General features: G+C 74.4%; 15 protein-coding genes. 7 read left to right on the top strand and 8 right to left on the bottom strand.

Going from position 1 to position 15,963, the window contains the following annotated elements; genetic code table 11:
- Positions 1-28 precede the first annotated feature (28 nt).
- A complete protein-coding gene (locus tag ABTY56_RS18280) occupies positions 29-994 on the top strand; it encodes a 2-hydroxyacid dehydrogenase (protein ID WP_350629844.1) in 966 nt (321 codons plus the stop codon).
- A 132-nt stretch (positions 995-1,126) separates the two neighbouring features.
- Here ABTY56_RS18280 and ABTY56_RS18275 read toward each other — a convergent pair whose 3' ends face one another.
- From ABTY56_RS18275 to ABTY56_RS18265, 3 genes are all read right to left on the bottom strand, one after another.
- Complete coding sequence (locus ABTY56_RS18275; RefSeq protein ID WP_350630015.1) at positions 1,127-1,981, bottom strand: alpha/beta fold hydrolase; 855 nt, start codon at positions 1,979-1,981, stop codon at positions 1,127-1,129.
- A gap of 23 nt (positions 1,982-2,004) precedes the next feature.
- Positions 2,005-3,009, bottom strand: a complete 1,005-nt coding sequence (locus ABTY56_RS18270) for a DUF4231 domain-containing protein (RefSeq protein WP_350629842.1) — start codon at positions 3,007-3,009, stop codon at positions 2,005-2,007.
- A gap of 213 nt (positions 3,010-3,222) precedes the next feature.
- Positions 3,223-3,987 (bottom strand): sugar isomerase domain-containing protein, encoded by a 765-nt coding sequence (locus ABTY56_RS18265; protein ID WP_350629841.1) that lies wholly within the window; start codon positions 3,985-3,987, stop codon positions 3,223-3,225.
- A 221-nt stretch (positions 3,988-4,208) separates the two neighbouring features.
- Here ABTY56_RS18265 and ABTY56_RS18260 point away from each other — a divergent pair, with 221 nt between their 5' ends.
- A complete protein-coding gene (locus tag ABTY56_RS18260; RefSeq protein WP_350524908.1) occupies positions 4,209-4,904 on the top strand; it encodes an iron-dependent transcriptional repressor DtxR in 696 nt (231 codons plus the stop codon).
- Positions 4,905-5,383: 479 nt separating this feature from the next.
- Here ABTY56_RS18260 and ABTY56_RS18255 read toward each other — a convergent pair whose 3' ends face one another.
- On the bottom strand, positions 5,384-6,085 hold the full coding sequence (locus ABTY56_RS18255) for a bifunctional DNA primase/polymerase (RefSeq protein WP_350630013.1): 702 nt from the start codon (positions 6,083-6,085) through the stop codon (positions 5,384-5,386).
- A gap of 315 nt (positions 6,086-6,400) precedes the next feature.
- On the opposite strand from ABTY56_RS18255, the gene ABTY56_RS18250 reads away from it, so the two are divergent.
- Together ABTY56_RS18250 and ABTY56_RS18245 are read left to right on the top strand one after the other, a co-directional pair.
- Complete coding sequence (locus ABTY56_RS18250) at positions 6,401-7,777, top strand: NsdA family TPR-like regulatory protein (protein ID WP_350629840.1); 1,377 nt, start codon at positions 6,401-6,403, stop codon at positions 7,775-7,777.
- Positions 7,778-7,954: 177 nt separating this feature from the next.
- Positions 7,955-9,220 (top strand): hypothetical protein, encoded by a 1,266-nt coding sequence (locus tag ABTY56_RS18245; RefSeq protein WP_350629839.1) that lies wholly within the window; start codon positions 7,955-7,957, stop codon positions 9,218-9,220.
- A 49-nt stretch (positions 9,221-9,269) separates the two neighbouring features.
- Here the strand turns inward: ABTY56_RS18245 and ABTY56_RS18240 are convergent, their stop codons facing one another.
- Positions 9,270-10,571: an ABC transporter substrate-binding protein gene (locus ABTY56_RS18240; RefSeq protein ID WP_350629838.1), complete on the bottom strand. Its 1,302-nt coding sequence runs from the start codon at positions 10,569-10,571 to the stop codon at positions 9,270-9,272.
- Between the two features lie 255 nt (positions 10,572-10,826).
- On the opposite strand from ABTY56_RS18240, the gene ABTY56_RS18235 reads away from it, so the two are divergent.
- Complete coding sequence (locus ABTY56_RS18235) at positions 10,827-11,261, top strand: SCO4402 family protein (RefSeq protein ID WP_350629837.1); 435 nt, start codon at positions 10,827-10,829, stop codon at positions 11,259-11,261.
- 134 nt (positions 11,262-11,395) lie between these two features.
- A complete protein-coding gene (gene purU / locus ABTY56_RS18230) occupies positions 11,396-12,262 on the top strand; it encodes a formyltetrahydrofolate deformylase (protein WP_350629836.1) in 867 nt (288 codons plus the stop codon).
- 3 nt (positions 12,263-12,265) lie between these two features.
- Here purU and ABTY56_RS18225 read toward each other — a convergent pair whose 3' ends face one another.
- The gene (locus ABTY56_RS18225; RefSeq protein ID WP_350629835.1) at positions 12,266-13,507 is read right to left on the bottom strand and encodes a zf-HC2 domain-containing protein; all 1,242 of its coding nucleotides are present in this window, start codon (positions 13,505-13,507) and stop codon (positions 12,266-12,268) included.
- Positions 13,504-14,079: a sigma-70 family RNA polymerase sigma factor gene (locus ABTY56_RS18220; protein WP_350629834.1), complete on the bottom strand. Its 576-nt coding sequence runs from the start codon at positions 14,077-14,079 to the stop codon at positions 13,504-13,506. Before ABTY56_RS18220 ends, ABTY56_RS18225 begins: the two co-directional genes overlap by 4 nt.
- Positions 14,080-14,795: 716 nt before the next feature.
- On the opposite strand from ABTY56_RS18220, the gene ABTY56_RS18215 reads away from it, so the two are divergent.
- Positions 14,796-15,272, top strand: coding sequence for an ATP-binding protein (locus ABTY56_RS18215; protein ID WP_350629833.1), 477 nt, complete (start codon positions 14,796-14,798; stop codon positions 15,270-15,272).
- Between the two features lie 487 nt (positions 15,273-15,759).
- Here the strand turns inward: ABTY56_RS18215 and ABTY56_RS18210 are convergent.
- On the bottom strand, positions 15,760-15,963 hold a 204-nt coding region (locus ABTY56_RS18210; protein ID WP_350629831.1), incomplete at its 5' end, for a helix-turn-helix domain-containing protein.

Genomic DNA, 15,963 nt, shown 5'->3' with positions numbered 1-15,963 from the left:
GGAAGGGGGCGGGGTACGCTGCCGAACCATGGTCGACACCCCGCCCCCGGTCCTGGTCACCCGGCGCCTCGCACCCGGCGTCATCGAACGGCTGACCGCCCACCACGCCGTCACCCACCACGACTCCGACCAGGCGATGGACCGGGCCGAGCTGCTCGCCGCCGTCCGCGGCCGGCGGGCCGTGCTCACCACCCTGGACGACCGGGTGGACGGCGAGTTCCTCGACGCGGCCGGCCCCGGGCTGCGGATCGTCGCCAACCACGCGGTCGGCTACCACAACATCGACCTGGCCGCCTGCGCCGAGCGCGGCGTGCCGGTCTCGCACACCCCCGGCGTGCTCACCAACGCCACCGCCGACATGGCCTGGGCGCTGCTGCTGGCCGCCACCCGCCGGCTCGGCGAGGGCGAGCGGCTGCTGCGCTCCGGCGCGCCCTGGACCTGGGCGCCGAACTTCCTGCTCGGCCTGGAGCTGGCCGGCACCCCGCTGGGCGTGCTCGGCATGGGCCGGATCGGGCAGGCGGTGGCCCGTCGGGCCCGCGCCTTCGACATGCCGGTCAGCTACCACAACCGCCGCGAACTGCCGTCGGAGCAGGCCGCGGGCGCCGACTGGAAGCCGCTGGAGGAGCTGCTCGCGACCTCCACCGTGCTGGTCGTCACCTGCCCGCTCGGCGACGCCACCCGGCACCTGCTGGACGCCCGCCGGCTGGCGCTGCTGCCGCGCGGCGCGGTGGTGGTCAGCATGACCGCCGGAGTGGTGGACGAGGAGGCGCTGGCCGCCGCGCTGGAGTCCGGGGCGCTGTTCGCCGCCGCCGTGGACAACTTCGAGCACGAGCCCGCCGTCCCGGCCGCGCTGCTCGCCCAGGAGCGCGCGGTGCTGGCCCCGCACCTCGGCAGTGCCACCGTCGCCACCCGGCAGGCGATGGGCGGCCTGGCCGTGGACAACGTCCTCGCGGTGCTCGGCGGCGCGGAGCCGCTCACCCCGGTGCGGCCCTGAGCCGTGCGGGCCCGAGCGATGCGGCCCTGAGCCGGTGCGGTCTCGACCCGGTGCGGTCTTGACCCGGTTCGGCCCCGAGCTGCTACGGCGCCGAGCCGGTGCGGTCCGACCCGCCCGGGCCGACCGGCCGGGCTAACCCGCCGCCCAGGCCAGGGCGGTGGTCATCACCCGGAACGCCCCGAAGTGCGCGGCGCCGGGCTCCAGGAACAGCTCGGCGGACGGGATGTGGTCGGCCAGCCAGCGGGAGTGGTCGACCGGCGAGAACTGGTCGTCCGCGCCGTGCCAGAGCCAGGTCGGCACCCGGATGGACCCGACCTCGAAGCCCCAGTCGGCGGTGAAGGCCAGCACGTCGTCGATCCAGCCGTCCGCGCCGTGCCGGAACGCCTCCACGTAGTTGCTCTGCAGCATCCGCCGCAGCCCGCTGTCGGCCACCACCTCCCGGTCCGCGGGGGAGAGTTCGGTGCGCAGCCCGTTCAGCAGCCGGACCGGGTCGTCCTTGATCTGCCGGGAGCGGAACTCCATCGCGTCGGCGATCCGGCCGTGCCCGCGCTCGGCCTCCCGGTAGGCGCGGACGTTGGAGGGCGTCATCCCGGCGTACCAGTCCAGGCCGGTCGCGTTGCGCGGCGCGAGGCCCACCAGCACCGCGGCCCGGCTGACCCGCTCCGGCAGCAGCGCCGCGCAGGCCAGTGCGTGCGGGCCGCCGCCGGAGCGGCCGAGCACCGCGAAGCTGTCCAGCCCGAACTCGTCCGCGATGGCCCGCACGTCGGCCGCCGCCGCGCTCACCCGGCGGCCGAACAGCCGGGTGGAATCGCCGTAGCCGGGCCGGTCGTACGAGATCAGTCGCACGCCCAGCCGGTACAGCACGGTGGAGCGCGGGTGCGGGCCGACCCGGCTGCCGGGCATGCCGTGCAGCAGGAACACCGGCCGGCCGCGCGGGTCGCCGAGGGACTCGACCGCGAGGGCGCGGTCGTCCGCGGTCTTGACCATCCGTAACGACACCTGCGGCCTCCTCAGTCCCGGTCGGTTCGGTGCTCCGGGGCGGTTCCGTTTTCCCGTTCGGTCTCCGGCTCCCGGGCGCCGTCCCGGTCCTGCTCCCGGTCGTGCTCCTGCTCCTGCTCCTGCTCCCGTTCGGTGGTGGTGCGCACCTCCCGGCGGGCCTGCCAGGTGGTGTGCTCGCGGGAGATCGCGTCCTCGGCGTCCCGGGCCAGACGGGCCCAGATCTCCTCGGCCTCCGGCGAATCCAGGTCCAGCTCGGCGAGTTGGCGCTGGATCTGTGCCAGCTCCTCGGCGGCCAGCCCGTACGCGGCGGCCAGCGGCCGGTACTGGCGCAGCTGCGCCCAGGCGGTGACCGAGGCGGCCACCGCCGAGACGGTGCCCAGCGCGTCGTAGGTGAACGCGCCGAGCGCCCGCAGCAGTGCGAGCACCAGCCCGAGCGCGGGCAGCAGCACGCCCAGCACCCCGGCCCAGTGGCCGGCCCGGGCGCAGTAGCGGGCCTTGGCGCGGTACCAGTCGTGCTGCGGCTGGATCCGCTCGCCCAGGTACACCTCGCGGCGCACCGCGAGCGGCTGCTCGCGCAGGTCGAGCATCGCCGGGGTGATCTCCGCCCCGCTCCCCGGCACGGCCACCGGGCTGTCCCGGAACGCGCCGAGCACCCGGCCGAGCTGGAAGCGGTACAGCCCCTCGGCGTCCGGCAGGGTGCGCGGCGGCGGCTGGTAGGCGTCGGCCCGGACGGCGTACTTCCAGACCAGGGTCTTCACCGACTCGGCGGCCGCCCGGCCCTCGTACCAGAGGCCCTGCGGGTTCTGCCGGCTCATCACCACCGCCAGCGCGACCGCGCCGAGGTAGGCGGCGGCGGCCGGCCAGGCCCAGGGCTCGCCGTCGGCCGAGCCGGTCGCGGCGGCGACCACCAGCAGGACCAGCTCCCAGGCGGAGAGCAGCACCGAGCGGCGCTGCCCGTGCAGCGAGGCCGCGTCGGCGGCCCAGAAGAACCCGGGCAGCAGGTCCCGCTCGCGCACCCACCCGGTCCGCCCCGCCCCAGACGCCATCTTCGGCCCCCACCCGTCGCTCCGGTCGCACCGCTCTCCTGCCCCGGGGGGCTTCCCGGTACGCCTGGCGCGGCCCCGGGCGGCCCGCAATGGCCGGGAAGGCCCGGTGGTTTGTCCGGTACTCCGCGTGTTCATGCCGCCACCCAGCGTGCGGGGCGCGGCGGTTCGGCGGGTGTGGGCGGTTCAGTAGGTGTAGAGGACCCGCTCGGCGTTCTCGGCCATCTGCTGGGCGTTCCACTCGGTGCCGCCCGGGACGTTGCCGGAGCGGAACAGCGGCGGGGCGGGGGCGTCCCCGGCGGCGGCCCGGTCGGCCAGCCGGCCGACCGCCGAGGCGACCACGGCCTGCATCAGCGCGCTGGTCACGATGGTGGAGACCGGGCCGAAGGTGGTCTCGGCGCCCGGGTGGGTCAGCTCGCCGTCGCCGACCGCGATCTTGCTGTCCAGCACCACGTCGCAGTGGTCCTTCAGGTAGGTGCCGGAGGGGTGCGCCGAGGGCACCTCCTCCGGATAGGCCAGCGAGGTCACCCCGACCACCTTCAGGCCGCGGTCCCGGGCGTAGCGGGCCAGCTCGACCGGCATGACCTGGCGGCCGGACAGCGAGATCACGAACAGCAGGTCGCCGGTGGTCGCCGGGGTCAGGTCGAGGGTCGCGGTGGCCAGCCCGGAGACCCTCTCCAGGGCGCTCGACAGCGGAGCGGGCATCACCGTCACCCCGGTCGTCCCGGGCACGTTCAGCAGGTTCACCGGGACCAGGCCGCCCGCCCGGTAGACCACGTCCTGGGCCGGCAGCGAGGAATGTCCGGCGCCGAAGGTGAAGACCCGGCGGCCCTCGGTCATCGCCTCCGCCAGCAGCGCGGCGGCGGCCTCGATGGTGTCGGCCTCCTCCTCGCGGACCCGCTGGAGGTGGGCGATCGCGGCGTCGAAGTACCTGCCGACCAGGTCGTTCATCGGGTGCCTCCGCTCTCTGCCGGTGAGGGAGCCGGCCGGGTGGGGCGGTCCGGGTGGTCCAGACCGCCGGTGGAGAAAGCTACGGCGAGCACGGTCGCTTCCCGGCGGTCCCGCTGTCAACAGGAACGAAATGCCGTACCGGAAGCCCTCGAGCGGCCCCGGTTGTCGCCCCGGTACGTCAGAATTGGCGATGAGGACACCGAAGAACGGAGCCAGCGGCGATGTCTGGGCTGATCGACACCACTGAGATGTACCTTCGCACCATCCTGGAGCTGGAGGAGGAAGGCATCGTCCCGATGCGCGCCCGGATCGCGGAGCGCCTGGAACAGAGCGGGCCCACGGTCAGCCAGACGGTCGGCCGGATGGAGCGCGACGGTCTGCTCCAGGTCGCCGGGGACCGTCACCTCGAACTCACCGAGGAGGGGCGGCGGCTCGCGGTGCGCGTCATGCGCAAGCACCGCATCGCCGAGTGCCTGCTCGTCGACGTGATCGGGCTGGAGTGGGAGCAGGTGCACGAGGAGGCCTGCCGCTGGGAGCACGTGATGAGCGAGACGGTCGAGCGCAAGGTGCTCGCCATGCTCGGTCACCCCACCCAGTCCCCGTACGGCAACCCCATCCCGGGCCTGGACGAGCTGGGCGACGCCAAGGCCGAGGGCGAGGGCTTCGACGCCGGGCTCGTCCCGCTGGACAGCGTCAAGCCGGGCGACACCGGGGCCGACGTCGTGGTGCGCCGGATCGGCGAGCCGATCCAGACCGACAGCGCGCTGATGAGCACGCTGCGCCGGGCCGGCGTCCGGCCGGGCTCCACGGTCAAGGTGAACGCGGGCGTCGTCGGCGGCGTGCTGGTCGGCAGCGGGGAGAACGCGGCGGAGCTGGGCAAGGACATCGCCCAGCACGTCTTCGTCGCCCAGGCCTAGGCTGCACCACTCGGCCCGGGGCTCCACCGCCCGGGCCGAGGCTCCACCGTTCGGTACGACGACCGGGGCCCGCTGCGTTCCGTGCAGCGGGCCCCGCTCGTCCTCCCCGTCCCTCCCTGTTCCCTCCCGTCCCCTCCACTCCCTCCCTGCTCCCTCCCTGCTCCCTCCCGTCCCCTCCGGCTCCCCTCCGGCGCCTCGCCCGGCTTCCCCGTCCGAGCGACCCTCCGGCGCTCCCACACCGCAATTCCTCCCCTCGGCCGATCATGGCAATCCTTGAGCGCTGTCACTCGTACGAGGGGCTTCTCCGGTTGACCAGCGGGTAGACGGAAGCCTTATCCGGACATGCGTATGACGGGCCCTACCCCCGGTGGGGGGCAAGGCCCGTCACTCGCGCGCGTGGTGTCGCGCGGTGCACGCCCTCGCCCGATCGGCGTAGGGCGGCCGTGCAGGGGAGGGTGAACCGGCGGGGGAGGCCCCGCTCAGCCCACCGCCGCCGGCTGGGCGGCCCGGGCGGCGCGGTGGGCCGGCGCCTCGCGGCCGCAGGCGTACGCGAGCGGGCTGATCAGCTCGGCGGCGTCGGGCAGCCAGCGGTTGAGCGCGGAGGGGGAGCGGGCCCACTGGGCGTACCCGGTGGAGCCGATCCGGGACGGCGGGGCGACCGTCCAGTCCCCCTCGCCGCGGGCGACCAGGTCCAGCCGGCCGGGAGGCCAGCCGAGCTTGCGGAGCATCTCCGGGAGCTTGGCCGCGACCCCGGGCAGCACCAGGAAGTGCAGCCGGCGGCCGATCCGCCCGGGCGCGGCGGGCAGCACCGCCACCGGGCCGAGCTGGAGGTCCATCCGCTCCATCCGGGCCAGCGCCAGGCAGCCGGCCGTCTCCGGCACGTCCAGGACGTCGAAGGAGCGCCCGGTGGGCAGCAGGATCGAGGCCTGGGGCCGCTCGGTCCACCAGCGCCGCACCGCGCCCGGCCCCGCGCTCGCCCTGCGGGCCCAGTCCGCGTCCAGCGGGTGGGCGCCCGGCAGCGTGCAGCGCAGGTCGCCGCAAGAGCAGCGGGCGGTCCCGTCGCCGTCGATCAGCCAGGCGCCCGGAGCGACCTCCCAGTGGCGGTTCTCGGCGTAGCCGACGGCTTCGATGAGCAGCGGGGGCAGGCCGGCGTTCTTGTCCTGGCCGGAGGCGTCGGGGATGTCTTCCACGCGCTGCTCAACTACCGTGTGTGAGCCTGGTTACGGCCCGGAGGTGCCCGGTTGGGCGCATCCCGGCAATGTCACCCGTTCCGGTTACTCGACCGAGTTGGGGCGGCCGAGGCCGGGCGCAGCGGGGGCGCACGGGAGCATTTCCCAGGGCGCAAGGGGGGTGCGGATCGTCACCGTGGGTATCCCGCTGGCGTTGCTGATCGCTAACCTGGTGTCAGATTCCTTGGACGGTCGGACAGTCGGCAACAGATCAGCAGAATCGTCGCCCGCCGGCCGGGACCGGAGGGTGTGGGGAGGCGAAGCCCAATGGCCGCGAGACCACTCGTCGCACGACAGCCCAACGAGCGTCTGCAGCAACTGATCCAGGAGGCCAGCTGCTCCAACGCCGGCCTGGCCCGGAGGGTCAACCTCTGCGGCGCCGAGCACGGACTGGACCTGCGGTACGACAAGACCTCCGTCGCCCGCTGGCTGCGCGGTCAGCAGCCGCGCGGGCAGGCCCCGGCGGTGATCGCCGAGGCCCTGGGCCGCAAGCTCGGCCGCAGCGTGTCGGTCGAGGAGATCGGCATGGCGGACGGCAAGAACCTCAGCTCGGGCATCGGGTTGCAGTTCGCCCCGACGCTGGGCGCCGCCCTGGAGCAGGTCTGCGAGCTCTGGCGCAGCGACGTCGGCCGGCGGGACTTCCTCACCGGGGCGACGGTCGCCGCCTCCGCGCTGGTGGAGCCCAGCCGGGACTGGCTGATCACCCCGCCGGACCCGGTGGTGGCGCGCACCGGCGGCCCCCGGGTCGGCCCGACCGACGTGTCCGCGATCAGGGCGACCACCGCGATGCTGGTCGACCTGGACCACCGCTTCGGCAGCGGGCACGTGCGCCCGGTGGTGGTGCACTACCTCAACTCGGTGGTCTCCGGCCTGCTCGGCGGCGCCTACCGGGAGGAGACCGGTCGCCAACTCTTCGCCGCGGTGGCCCGGTTGACCGAGCTGGCCGGCTACATGGCGGTGGACACCGGGCAGCCGGGGCTGGCCCAGCGCTACTACATCCAGGCGCTCCGGCTCGCCCAGGCGGCCGACGACCGCGGCTACGGCGGCTACGTGCTGGCCGCCTCGATGAGCCACCTGGCGGCCACCCTCGGCAACCCGCGGGAGATCGCCCAGCTCGCCCGGGCCGCCCAGGAGGGGGCCAGGTCGGTGGCCACCCCGACGGCGATGGCGATGTTCTACGCCGCCGAGGCCCGCGGCCACGCCCTGCTCGGCGACGCCCGCTCCTGCGAGGCGGTGTCGGCCAGGGCGCTGGAGATGATGGAGAAGCGCCGCCCCGAGGACGACCCGGACTGGATCGTCCACTTCGACGACGCCTACCTCGCGGACGAGCTGGCCCACTGCCACCGGGACCTGGAGCAGGCCGGCCAGGCCGAGCACTACGCCCGCCGGGCGCTCGACCTGCACCCGCCGACCCGGGTCCGGCGCCGCGCGGTGGACCTGGTGCTGCTGGCCACCGCCCAGCTGCAGCAGCGGGACCTGGAACGCGCCTGCGAGACGGGCACCCAGGCGGTCCGGCTGCTGAGCGGGCTGCGCTCCAACCGGGGCGTGGAGTACCTGGACGAGTTCCGGCGCCGGCTGGAGCCCTACCGGGAGCAGCGGGTGGTCCGCGAGTTCCACGCCAGGGCGGACGCGGAGGCGGCCTGACCAGCGGCGGACCCGTACCGTCTGTGCAGGGAGCGTGACGGATGTCCCGCCCACGTGGTCACCCGGTGAGGCGAACCGGTAGCGTGGGCGCGACGTCCAAGGAACTGTGATGCTCCCAAGAACCGACGAGATGTGGTCCGCCGTCAGCGCGCGGTCCTGCACAGGTGAGGAATCGCGTTGAGTCAGCGCCGCTCGTACCCCAACTCGGGTGACTTCAACCTGGACGACCTGTTCCGCCCCGAGCCCGGCCAGCCGCAGGGCCAGCCGGGTCAGCCGCAGTTCCAGGGGCAGCCGCAGTTCCAGGGCCAGCCGGGTCAGCCGCAGGGGCACTCGGCGGTGCCGCCGGTGGGGCAGCCGTCCGGGCAGCCCGAGTACCTCGGCGAGGGCGCGCACGCGCTGCCGACCCAGGCCATGCCCGCCCAGCCGATGCCGGGCCAGTCGATGGGTGGCCAGCCGATGGGTGGCCAGTCGCTGGCCGGCCAGCCGATGCCAGGCCAGGCGATGCCCGCGCCGGGTGCGCCGTGGGGTGCGCCGCAGCCCGGGTACGGCGTCCCGCAGGGCGACCCGGCCCCGGAGACCCAGTACCTGCCGCCGTACCCGGTCGGCGATCCGCAGGGTGGCGGCTACCCCGCGCCGCAGGCCCAGCCCGGCTTCCCGCAGCAGCAGTCCGCGCCCGGCTACGGGTACCCGCCGGTCGCGCAGCCCCAGCCGGCCCACCCGGCGCAGGACCACAACCAGGGCTACGCCCCGGACCGCGGGCAGGGCTTCGACGCGACCCAGGGCGGCGGATCCGGTCGCGGCAGCCGCCCGTCCAACAAGTTGATCATCGGCGGGGTGGTGGCGGGCTGTGCGGCGGCCGGCATCCTGGTCGCCGTCCTGATGAGCGGCGGCGACGACACCAAGGGCGGCGGGAAGACCACTCCGGTGGCCGCCACCACCGCCGGCACCGCCCCCGGCACGGCGAGCGCGAGCGGCTCCGGCGCCGCCGTCGACCCGGACGTCAAGGCGCAGGCACAGCCGCTGTCGGACCTGTTGGGCACTGCGAGCGACAGCCGCAGCTCGGTGGTCTCCGCGGTCGCCTCGGTGCAGAAGTGCGACAAGCTGCCGGAGTCCCAGCAGGTGCTCACCGCCGCGGCCGGCAAGCGGCGCGAGCTGCAGACCAAGCTGGGCCAGCTGAAGACGGACAAGCTGCCCGGCGGCCAGCAGCTGGTCGAGCAGCTGAACGCGGCCTGGGCCGCCTCGGCCCAGGCCGACGACGAGTACGCGGCGTGGGCGCAGGACGCCCAGGCCTCCTGCGACGCGAAGAAGCAGGACAACCAGCACTACAAGAATGCCGTGCAGGCCAGCGGCAGCGCGACCAACGCGAAGAAGCAGGCCTCCCCGCTCTGGAACACGATCGCCGGCCAGACCGGTCTGCCCGCCCGCGGCGACGGCGACCTGTAGCCGGGGCGACGGACGGGGCGGGCCGAGGACGGCCCGCCCCCGTCGCGCGTCACGCCGGCGGACGGCCCCCGGCGAGCACCCAGCGGACGTCCACGAAGCCCGGCTGCTGCAGGGTCATCCGCCCGTTCCTGACCACCTGGTAGGTGACCCAGGTGTTCACCAGCCGGGGCGACGCCGTGCTGGGCAGCATGCTGGTGGTGCCCCAGTTCAGCGGCGGAGTGATCCCGGTGTCGATGCCCTCGCCGGCGTCCAGCAGCCCGGTGATCGACTTCGGGGTGACCGGCTTGCCGGCCTCCGACAGCTTCTGCGCCACCGTCCGGAACACCTCGTACGCGACCCAGGTGGTCTGTACCCCGGGGTCGGCGACGTCGATGGTGCTGCCGCCGGTGGTGTCGGCGCGCACCACCGAGCGCAGGCCGTCCCAGATCTTCGCCGACTCCGGCGGGTACCAGCTGGTGACGTAGGCGCCGTTGAGCGGTCCGGAGTCGCCGCCGGTGGAGTCGACCACCGACTGCTGCACACTGCCGATCACCGAGGCGATCCGGGTGTTCTTCGGGTTCAGCCGACGGTAGGAGTCCAGCAGGTTGCCGGTCGGCTCGGCGGTCAGCGCGCTGGTGATGCAGTTGCCCGGCTCGTCCTTGCCGATCGCCTTGCGGGCCACCTGGGTGTAGTCGGAGGACTGCTCGGGCGCCTTGACGTCCAGCAGCTTGAGCCCGGCCGGCCGCAGCGCGGTGCCGAGGTAGCCGATCAGGTTGTCACCGGCCGGGGTGTCCGGGCGGACCAGGGCCACGGCCTTGCAGCCGGCGTCCACCAGCTGGCGGCCGCTGCCCGCGATCAGGGCCGGCATGCCGCCGTCCACCGGGTAGGACAGCGGGCTGGCGAACTCCGGCTGGGAGAGCCCGTACCCGCCGATCAGCGGGATGCCGGCGCGCTCCAGCACCGGCATGAAGGCCTCGCCCCACTGGCTGTAGGAGCCGATCACGGCGACGGCCTTGGCGTCCACCGCCTGCTGGGCGCAGGCGCGGGCGCCGTCGACGGAGTTGTGCTCGTTGCAGGTGATCACCCGCAGCCGGTGGCCGTTCAGCCCGCCCTTGATGTTGACGTCCTGGCCGATCGCGGAGGCGAGCGCGGTCATGCCCGGCCGGTCGGCGGACCCGGTCCCGGCCGGGGCCCAGGTCATCACGGTCAGCTCGCTGCCGCTGGCGGACGCATCGGCCGGTCCGCCGCACGCGGAGGCCGAGAAGAGGGTGGGGAGCAGCGCCGCGGCGGTCGCGGCGGCGGCGATCGGACGGCGGCGGCCGCGCCGCCCGATCGGGGGACGGGCCCGGAACGAGTCCCTTCGGCTGGTCATCGATCTCCCTCTCTGGGGCGCACTCCGGCGCACCGGGAACCAGCCAAGCCCCGGCGCCACAAGCAGAGAGGGCCGAAGTGTGAACGATCGGCAAACGACGACTGAAGACCGGAGGGGTACGCGTGTAGATCGCGAGTGGAGTACGAACGGACGGGGAACGTACGATCGTTGACCATGTCCGCCAGCACAGATTCTTCGCACCGGTCCGCCCGAAACACTTCTCGTCCGGGGTACCGCTCCAGCACCATGGGCGGCATGCCGCTCAACGACCTGCCCTGGTGGCGCTGGCGAGCCCGACTGCGCTCGGCGCTGCACATGCTGTCCGACCCCGGTTTCCAGCAGGAGGCCTGGCTGACCGCCCGGGAGGGGTACGGGGACGTGACCGACGCCGTCTACCGGCTCGTCGAGGACACCTGGCTGGACCGCTGGTCCGCCGAGAAGTACGTGGGCACGATCCTCCGGGACTCCGCCGAGGCCGCGCTGGTCGACGTCGCGGTGCTGCGCGCGGTGCAGATGCTGCACGAGGTCGGTGCGGACGCCCCGGCCTCCGCCTACCTCGGCCACCCCGGCTGGCCGGAGACCGTCCGGGCCGCCCGCGAGGCGCACGTGCTGCTGGCCGTGGGCGACGGGGACGACCCGGACGCGCCGCCCAAGTCGCTGGACGTGCTGCGCATCCTCACCCAGGTCTGACCCGGGGGCGCCCGGGTCCGGCCCCGGCCGGACGAAGCCGTCCCGCAGTACGGGCAGCGGGGCGGCGGCTGTCCAGGATGTGACACGCTGGACCGTCCACCGCACGCCACGAACTCAGAACGGGATACCCCCACGTGGAACAGCAGCCGGCCGGCGCCCAGTACGTCCTCACGCTGTCCTGCCCCGACAAGCAGGGCATCGTCCACGCTGTCTCCAGCTACCTCTTCATGACCGGCTGCAACATCATCGACAGCCAGCAGTTCGGGGACGGCGGCACCGGGCTCTTCTTCATGCGGGTGCACTTCTCCGCCCCGGAGCCGGTCACCGCGGACAAGCTGCGGGCCAGCTTCGCCGCGATCGGCGCCTCCTTCGGGATGGACTGGCAGATCCACCCGACCGACGAGCGGATGCGGATCATCCTCATGGTCAGCAAGTTCGGGCACTGCCTGAACGACCTGCTGTACCGCACCAGGATCGGCGCCCTGCCGGTGGAGATCGTCGCGGTGGTCTCCAACCACACCGACCTGCAGGACCTGACCGAGAGCTACGGGGTCCCCTTCCACCACATCCCGGTCACCAAGGACACCAAGGCGCAGGCCGAGCAGCAGCTGCTGGACCTGGTCGCCAAGGAGGCGGTCGAACTGGTCGTGCTGGCCCGCTACATGCAGGTGCTCTCCGACCAGCTGTGCACCGAGCTGTCCGGGCGCGTGATCAACATCCACCACTCCTTCCTGCCGAGCTTCAAGGGCGCCAAGCCGTACCACCAGGCGCACGCCCGCGGCGTGAAGCTGATCGGTGCCACCGCGCACTACGTCACGGCCGACCTGGACGAGGGCCCGATCATCGAGCAGGAGGTGGCCCGGGTCACCCACGACGTCAGCCCGGACCAGCTGGTCGCGATCGGCCGGGACGTCGAGTGCCAGGCGCTGGCCCGTGCGGTGAAGTGGCACAGCGAGCACCGGGTGCTGCTCGACGGCACCCGTACCGTCGTCTTCGCCTGAGCCTCAGGGGCGGGACAGCAGCGGGAGCGCGTGCAGCACCTCGCGCACCGCGGCCCGGTCGCCGTGCTCGCCGACCGGTAGCCGGTCCGGGTCGCGGTGCGCGGCGGCCAGCAGGCAGAGCTCCAGGCCGTCCAGCACCATCGACGCCACCGGCTCCCCGCCGGACGGCCCCGCGTCCGGGCCGCCCGTACTGCCCGGGCCGCCCGAGCCGTCGCCGCCGTCCAGCGGGACCAGCCACTCGCCGCTCGCCGGGCCGTCGACCACCAGCCGCAGCCGGCGGGCGGCCCGGTGCCCGCCGTCCGGCGCGGCCGGTGCCCCGGCGTGCTCGGGACGGGCGGTACGCAGGCCGGCCAGCGCCCGGGGGAGCAGCCGGACCACCAACTCCACCATCTGCCGCAGGTGCTGCGGCGTCGGCGGGTCGTACGGGTAGGCGACCGCGCGGGCCACGTCCTCGCCGTGCACGTAGCACTCCAGGGCGCGGTCCACGAAGGCGTCGCGCAGCGGCAGCACCGTGCAGCCGTAGTCGACCGGGGTGTTGCCCTGCGGGGCGAGCGCGGCGCTGCGCACCAGGTCGTGGGTCTGCCGCCGCCACCGGGAGCGCACCGACTGCGGCGCCAGGGCACCCTGGTCGCCGAGCAACCGGGCGGTGCGCGCGGTGATCGCGGCGTACCGGCCACCCTGCGGCGGGACGCGCGGAACCGCGGGCGGACCGGCCGGGTCCTGCGGCGGCACCCGTCGTCCGGCGGCCACGGAAGCGGCGCCGGGTGCGGCGGCACCCGGAACGGCGGGCACCGGGTCGGGCAGGCCGAGGGCGAGCGCCAGGAAGCCGTCCACCGCGGTCAGCCGGGAGAGCACCTCGGCCGGGCGCAGCCGCTCGGTGCCGCCGTGCCACGGCAGTTCGGCCACCTCCTGCCACTCCTCCGGGCCGAGGTCGCGCAGCAGCGCGTCGAGCTTGGCGGTCTCCGCGGTGTACGGCATGCCCCAGGCGGGGACGGGAAGTTCGGCCGGTCGGCGGGCCAGGCACCAGTCGAGCACCTGCTGGCGCAGCGAGCCGGGCTGGTCCAGCGGCTCGTCCAGGGAGAGCCAGCCGGCCGCGTCGCGCAGCCGGGCCCCCTCCTCGGCGCACTCCGGGCAGCCGCGCAGGTGCTGTTCCAGGTCGCCGGCCTCGCGGGTCGGGCAGGCACCGAGGGCCCAGGCGCCGAGCAGCGAGCGCAGGGCGTCGTGCTGCTCCTCAGTGCTGCTCACGTCTCCCCGTTCCCGGCTTCGTCCTGGCGGGCCCGCTCCTCGGCCAGTTCGGTGGCCAGCAGCTCCAGTCCGAGCCGCATCCGCTGCTTGGCGGCCTGCTCGCCGATGCCGAGCAGCCGGGCCGTCTCCCGGTAGGTGCGGCCGTCGTAGTACGTCACGGCGATGGTCTCACGCAGGGGTTGGGGCAGGGAGTCGACCACGTACTGGACGCGTGCGGCGGTGGCCACGGCGCGGATCTCCGCCTCGGCGCCCCCGGGGTCGCCGCCCGGCACGTGTTCGGCGGCCCGGCGCGCCCGCAGCCGTTCGACGGCGCGTCGGTGGGTGAGCGCGCCGATCCAGGAGCGCAACGTGCCCTGGGCGGGGTCGAAGTCCTCGGGGTGCTCCCAGACGTGGGCGAAGATCTCCCGGGTCAACTGGGCGGCGGCGGCCTGGTCGGCCAGTATCCGTCCGGCCAGGCCGTGCACCATCGGCGCGAGCTGGTCGTAGAGTTCGCCGAGCGCGGTCTCCTCGCCGCGCGCGAGGCGGCGTTGCAACTGCTCGTCCCAGCGCAGGGGCCGCTCCGGGGTGGCCATCGGGAACCACCCTCCTGCCCGGGGTCGCTGGCTTACCCAACGGTATCTTGCGGCCGGTCCGCGGTGGGACGGAATCCGGCAAGAACGGAACCCGCCCTCGCGGATCGCCGGACGTCCGGATCGCCGTCGCCGGATCGCCGGACCGCCGGGCGGTCGTGGATCGTCGGCCCGGCGCGGATCGTCCGTCCGGCCGGGACGGTCACATGGTGCGACGGTCCGCTCGTGGGACCGTCCGCCGATGCCGCTGTTCGAGACCCGCTGGACATATGTCGCACGGGTGGTTCGCGAGTGGCGGCCGGGGCGCCGGGGGTGTCCGGCGGTAGGTTCCGGACCAGGGCGTGGCCGACGACCGGCGTCGGATCAGCGCGAACGCTCGGACGCGCCCGCTGGGACCGGTGGTTCGGCCCGGGCCGGACGAGCGCCGGTACGAGGCTCGCGAGAGTGAGCGGGACAGTATGCACTGCCCTGTCCCCCGATCGCCGGAATATGCCCGAAGCGCTTGCTGCGGTCCGTCGGCCCGCTCATCCTGAGGCGTATTCGTGTCGCGGCCGGTGCGCGACCGACGAGCCGGCGCGGACGAGTGGGCGCGGGTGGACGGACCGGGCGGTCGCCCGGGTGCGGCTCGGGTGGCGCCGGGCGGAGTGCGAGGGCCCGCCGGCCGGTCGATCCGGCCCGATCGGGACTTAGGCCGAACTGCGAGTGCGGGTGGTGGAGCGGTGCAGGTTCTTCAGGTACAGCTTGCGGTGCAGGCGGACCCCGCCGAGGTCGGCCGAGCCCGTCGGTGGGTGCGCTCGCGGCTGTTGAACCACGGGGTGGACCCGGACGCGCCGATGGCCGAGACGGTGGTGCTGGTGGTCTCGGAGCTGGTGACCAACGCCGTGGTGCACACCGGCTGTCCGGCGGTGCTGCGGCTCTGCCTGCCGATGACCGAGGAGCCGCAGGTGGCGGGTGGGTCGGCCGCCCCGCTGCGGGTGGAGGTCGCCGACGCGAGCCAGGCCGCCCCCGCCCCGCGGCACGCCGGGGCCGACGAGGACGCGACCAACGGGCGCGGCCTGGAGCTGGTCGAGCTGCTCTGCGAGCGCTGGGGCTGGTACCCGGACGGCTCGGGCAAGCGGGTCTGGTGCGAGATCGGCGCCGACGCCCGGCCGGCCGATCCGCTGGCTGACGTGGACTGGGCGGCTTTGGCGCAATAGCGGCTTTCCCGGTGGCCGCGGGCCCGTGGCGATCACCGGCCGAAAGGTGACGCAACCATTCCGAATTTCCGACTACCCATTGACGTGACGTATCCGACTGATCACGCTTGGGTGCGGCTCTCCGTTGCGAGGGGACGCCGAGGGGTTCGTCCGTCCACCGCCGCGGTGCCGCTGTCCAGGGGGATCGTGTCAGCGAGGGGGGCCGCGGACTGCCGGTCGCGGACCGTTCCTCGGCGAGTGCGGAGGCCGCGGCGCGGGTTCAGGGCCCGCGCGTCGCGGTTGGATGGCGGTGTGCCGTGCCGTGCTCGGGGTGCGCGCGGCCTGCCGCCATCCACTGCGTCGCCGTCGAGCGGCGGAATCCGGCCACCACCGGGCCGACGTCCGGACCTTGCCCGTGCTGCCTTGCCGGCTGGACCGCCGCCGACGGATCCACCGACGGGTCTGCCGACCGGTCTGTCGGAGGGCCTGCCTGCGGACTGCCGGCGGACTACCGGGGGACGGCGCGGAAGGTGCGCCGGTAGGCGCTGGGCGCCACGTCGAGGCGGCCGCGCAGTTGCAGCCGCAACGAGGCGGCGGTGCCGAAACCGGACTCCCGGGCGACCTGGTCGATCGTCAGATCGGTGCGTTCCAGCAGCTGACGGGCGCGCTCGGTGCGCTGGGTGGTGATCCACTGGCCGGGGCTGGCGCCGGT

The organism is Kitasatospora sp. NPDC097691, from assembly GCF_040302665.1.
Taxonomy (GTDB): Bacteria; Actinomycetota; Actinomycetes; order Streptomycetales; family Streptomycetaceae; genus Kitasatospora.
The sequence above is the reverse complement of the archived record's forward strand: the minus strand, read 5'-3'. Positions and strand labels throughout refer to the sequence as shown.